Source organism: Pseudarthrobacter sp. NamE5 (assembly GCF_005796225.1).
Lineage (GTDB): Bacteria > Actinomycetota > Actinomycetes > Actinomycetales > Micrococcaceae > Arthrobacter.
This window is the reverse complement of record NZ_VAHO01000028.1, coordinates 1-5,618: the sequence shown is the minus strand read 5'-3', so window position 1 is coordinate 5,618 and position 5,618 is coordinate 1. Positions and strand designations below refer to the sequence as shown.

The window sequence follows — 5,618 nt, the reverse complement described above, 5'->3', positions numbered from 1 at the left end:
TGTCCGGCGGTGACCTACTCTCCCACACCCTCCCGGGTGCAGTACCATCGGCGCTGTGGGTCTTAGCTTCCGGGTTCGGAATGGGACCGGGCGTTTCCCCCACGCTATGACCGCCGTAACCTTTTCACCCGGCACCGGCCCCGTCGGGGGTGGTGTGGGAAAACTGTTGTGGTTACAACAATGTGTGGTGTTGTTATTCGGTTGTGGGTTCCGGGGCAACGTTTGGTTTGTTGTTCGGGAACCACATAGTGGACGCAAGCAAGTCTTTGTGTTCTTGTGTGGTGTAAGTTATCGGCCTATTAGTACCGGTCAGCTTCACGAGTCGTTAGTCCTCGCTTCCACATCCGGCCTATCAACCCAGTGGTCTGGCTGGGGGCCTCTCACACGCAAGGGTGTATGGAAATCTCATCTTGAAGCGAGCTTCCCGCTTAGATGCTTTCAGCGGTTATCCCATCCGAACGTAGCTAATCAGCGGTGCACTTGGCAGTACAACTGACACACCAGAGGTTCGTCCGTCCCGGTCCTCTCGTACTAAGGACAGCCCTTCTCAAATTTCCTGCGCGCGCAGCGGATAGGGACCGAACTGTCTCACGACGTTCTAAACCCAGCTCGCGTACCGCTTTAATGGGCGAACAGCCCAACCCTTGGGACCTACTCCAGCCCCAGGATGCGACGAGCCGACATCGAGGTGCCAAACCATGCCGTCGATATGGACTCTTGGGCAAGATCAGCCTGTTATCCCCGAGGTACCTTTTATCCGTTGAGCGACGGCCATTCCACAATGTACCGCCGGATCACTAGTCCCGACTTTCGTCCCTGCTCGAGATGTCTCTCTCACAGTCAAGCTCCCTTGTGCACTTACACTCGACACCTGATTGCCAACCAGGCTGAGGGAACCTTTGGGCGCCTCCGTTACTTTTTAGGAGGCAACCGCCCCAGTTAAACTACCCATCAGGCACTGTCCCTGACCCGGATTACGGGCCGAAGTTAGATGTCCAAAGTGACCAGAGTGGTATTTCAACGATGACTCCACCCGAACTGGCGTCCGGGCTTCAACGTCTCCCACCTATCCTACACAAGCCACTCCGAACACCAATACCAAACTATAGTAAAGGTCTCGGGGTCTTTCCGTCCTGCTGCGCGTAACGAGCATCTTTACTCGTACTGCAATTTCGCCGAGTTTATGGTTGAGACAGCGGGGAAGTCGTTACTCCATTCGTGCAGGTCGGAACTTACCCGACAAGGAATTTCGCTACCTTAGGATGGTTATAGTTACCACCGCCGTTTACTGGGGCTTAAATTCTCAGCTTCGCCTTGCGGCTAACCGGTCCTCTTAACCTTCCAGCACCGGGCAGGAGTCAGTCCGTATACATCGTCTTGCGACTTCGCACGGACCTGTGTTTTTAGTAAACAGTCGCTTCCCCCTGGTCTCTGCGGCCCCGATCCCCTCCGGACAGCACGTGTCCATCAAGGTTGGGGCCCCCCTTCTCCCGAAGTTACGGGGGCATTTTGCCGAGTTCCTTAACCATAATTCTCTCGATCGCCTTAGTATTCTCTACCTGATCACCTGTGTCGGTTTGGGGTACGGGCGGCTAAAACCTCGCGTCGATGCTTTTCTCGGCAGCATAGGATCACCAAATCCCCCCATACGGGGGTCCCATCAGATCTCAGGCATCATGAACAGCGGATTTGCCTACCGTTCGCCCTACATCCTTAGACCGGGACAACCATCGCCCGGCTCGGCTACCTTCCTGCGTCACACCTGTTAATACGCTTGCCTCCCGGGATCAGGTCCTGCGCTCCACCAAAACCCTCACACCACAAGGGTGATCGGGCAGGTATCGGGCAGTTAGTATCCCCCGCTCAGCATGGGCGGTTTTTCGCCGGTACGGGAATATCAACCCGTTGTCCATCGACTACGCCTGTCGGCCTCGCCTTAGGTCCCGACTTACCCAGGGCAGATTAGCTTGACCCTGGAACCCTTGATCATTCGGCGGACGGGTTTCTCACCCGTCTTTCGCTACTCATGCCTGCATTCTCACTCGTGTAGGCTCCACCGCTGGTTTACACCGCGACTTCACCGCCCACACGACGCTCCCCTACCCATCCACACTCCTGAACCACAAAGGCTTAGAACATGTATGAATGCCACAACTTCGGCGGTGTACTTGAGCCCCGCTACATTGTCGGCGCGGAATCACTTGACCAGTGAGCTATTACGCACTCTTTTAAGGATGGCTGCTTCTAAGCCAACCTCCTGGTTGTCTGGGCAACTCCACATCCTTTCCCACTTAGCACACGCTTAGGGGCCTTAGTTGGTGGTCTGGGCTGTTTCCCTCTCGACTATGAAGCTTATCCCCCACAGTCTCACTGCTGCGCTCTCACTTACCGGCATTCGGAGTTTGGCTGACGTCAGTAACCTTGTAGGGCCCATTAGCCATCCAGTAGCTCTACCTCCAGCAAGAAACACGCAACGCTGCACCTAAATGCATTTCGGGGAGAACCAGCTATCACGAAGTTTGATTGGCCTTTCACCCCTACCCACAGCTCATCCCCTCCATTTTCAACTGAAGTGGGTTCGGTCCTCCACGACGTCTTACCGTCGCTTCAACCTGGCCATGGGTAGATCACTTCGCTTCGGGTCTAGATCACGCCACTGCAACGCCCTGTTCAGACTCGCTTTCGCTACGGCTGCCCCACACGGGTTAACCTCGCGACGTAACACTAACTCGCAGGCTCATTCTTCAAAAGGCACGCCGTCACCAGAATCAGACTGGCTCCGACGGATTGTAAGCACACGGTTTCAGGTACTGTTTCACTCCCCTCCCGGGGTACTTTTCACCTTTCCCTCACGGTACTGGTCCGCTATCGGTCATTAGGGAGTATTTAGGCTTATCAGGTGGTCCTGACAGATTCGCACGGGATTTCTCGGGCCCCGTACTACTTGGGATACTCTCACAGGCGGTGACAACACATTACGGTTACGGGACTAACACCCTCTCTGGCCGGCCTTTCAAAACCGTTCACCTATGCGCGCACATCACACCCCACCAGCCCGGCAGAACTGGTATGGAAAGTCCCACAACCCCGACCATGCAACGCCCGCCGGCTATCACACATGGAACGGTTTAGCCTGATCCGCGTTCGCTCGCCACTACTGACGGAATCACTATTGTTTTCTCTTCCTGCGGGTACTGAGATGTTTCACTTCCCCGCGTTCCCTCCACGCACCCTATGTGTTCAGATGCGGGTCACACAATCACCTCACAGCGTTGTGCGGGGTTTCCCCATTCGGACACCCTGGGATCACAGTCCGGTTATCGACTCCCCCAGGCTTATCGCAGATTCCTACGTCCTTCTTCGGCTCCTAATGCCAAGGCATCCACCGTGTGCTCTTAAAAACTTGACCACAAAAGATCAAAAAACGACTTCACGAGAGAACCACAGAAACCAACCACACCCAACAACCACCAACCCCAACAAAAGGGGCCAGCCATCATCACGCGCAGCCAGATCCAGGTTCATATTCTTGGAAATTGCTTCTTTATAAAAGATGCTCGCGTCCACTATGTAGTTCTCAAACAACAACCCCAAACCACACACCCCACACACAACCCCCTTCAAAAAAGGAGACAACCGTGCGCGCTCGGTGCAGCCAGGAAACCAGAAACAAACAAACCCGCAAACCCCCACCCCCACAAAAAAGGGACAGGAACCACGGCCCTGTTGCCTCAGGACCCAACAGTGTGCCAAACACGAAACCACCCATCAAAACCCCAACCGTTCCAGGACACCAAAGCATCCGTACTAGACCAGGAAAAAATCCAGGCAGCCGCTATCCGTTGATATTCCACCCATGAGCACCCGCCGCAGAACAATCGCCTGCGCAACGGGCCTTTACTCCTGACAACACCACACCACCAGCATGCACCGGCGGACGGTAATTGTAGGTGCTCCTTAGAAAGGAGGTGATCCAGCCGCACCTTCCGGTACGGCTACCTTGTTACGACTTAGTCCCAATCGCCAGTCCCACCTTCGACAGCTCCCTCCCACAAAGGGGTTAGGCCACCGGCTTCGGGTGTTACCAACTTTCGTGACTTGACGGGCGGTGTGTACAAGGCCCGGGAACGTATTCACCGCAGCGTTGCTGATCTGCGATTACTAGCGACTCCGACTTCATGGGGTCGAGTTGCAGACCCCAATCCGAACTGAGACCGGCTTTTTGGGATTAGCTCCACCTCACAGTATCGCAACCCTTTGTACCGGCCATTGTAGCATGCGTGAAGCCCAAGACATAAGGGGCATGATGATTTGACGTCGTCCCCACCTTCCTCCGAGTTGACCCCGGCAGTCTCCTATGAGTCCCCACCATCACGTGCTGGCAACATAGAACGAGGGTTGCGCTCGTTGCGGGACTTAACCCAACATCTCACGACACGAGCTGACGACAACCATGCACCACCTGTAAACCGACCGCAAGCGGGGCACCTGTCTCCAGGCGTTACCGGTTCATGTCAAGCCTTGGTAAGGTTCTTCGCGTTGCATCGAATTAATCCGCATGCTCCGCCGCTTGTGCGGGCCCCCGTCAATTCCTTTGAGTTTTAGCCTTGCGGCCGTACTCCCCAGGCGGGGCACTTAATGCGTTAGCTACGGCGCGGAAAACGTGGAATGTCCCCCACACCTAGTGCCCAACGTTTACGGCATGGACTACCAGGGTATCTAATCCTGTTCGCTCCCCATGCTTTCGCTCCTCAGCGTCAGTTAATGCCCAGAGACCTGCCTTCGCCATCGGTGTTCCTCCTGATATCTGCGCATTTCACCGCTACACCAGGAATTCCAGTCTCCCCTACATCACTCTAGTCTGCCCGTACCCACCGCAGATCCGGAGTTGAGCCCCGGACTTTCACGGCAGACGCGACAAACCGCCTACGAGCTCTTTACGCCCAATAATTCCGGATAACGCTTGCGCCCTACGTATTACCGCGGCTGCTGGCACGTAGTTAGCCGGCGCTTCTTCTGCAGGTACCGTCACTTTCGCTTCTTCCCTACTGAAAGAGGTTTACAACCCGAAGGCCGTCATCCCTCACGCGGCGTCGCTGCATCAGGCTTGCGCCCATTGTGCAATATTCCCCACTGCTGCCTCCCGTAGGAGTCTGGGCCGTGTCTCAGTCCCAGTGTGGCCGGTCACCCTCTCAGGCCGGCTACCCGTCGTCGCCTTGGTAAGCCATTACCTCACCAACAAGCTGATAGGCCGCGAGTCCATCCAAAACCACAAAAAGCTTTCCACCAACCACCATGCGATGATCAGTCATATCCGGTATTAGACCCAGTTTCCCAGGCTTATCCCAGAGTCAAGGGCAGGTTACTCACGTGTTACTCACCCGTTCGCCACTAATCCAGGAGCAAGCTCCCTTCATCGTTCGACTTGCATGTGTTAAGCACGCCGCCAGCGTTCATCCTGAGCCAGGATCAAACTCTCCGTTGAAGTAAAACAAAAACAGACACAACCCCCAGCCCCGGAAATAACAGGACAAAAAGGCTGCACAAAATTTGAAACCAGCTAAAAACACCAGACCACCCACAAAAGCAGGCAGCCCGGCACAATCAACCAATTTAAT

3 rRNA genes are annotated in these 5,618 nt (G+C 55.2%); all 3 read right to left on the bottom strand.

Annotated features, from left to right (window positions below):
* Position 1: 1 nt before the first annotated feature.
* Positions 2 to 118, bottom strand: a 5S ribosomal RNA gene (gene rrf, locus FDW84_RS18895).
* 160 nt (positions 119 to 278) lie between these two features.
* A 23S ribosomal RNA gene (locus FDW84_RS18890) occupies positions 279 to 3,409 on the bottom strand.
* Between the two features lie 552 nt (positions 3,410 to 3,961).
* Positions 3,962 to 5,485: ribosomal RNA gene (locus FDW84_RS18885) — 16S ribosomal RNA — on the bottom strand.
* Together the 16S, 23S and 5S rRNA genes form the textbook arrangement of a ribosomal RNA operon.
* Between the last annotated feature and the right edge of the window lie 133 nt (positions 5,486 to 5,618).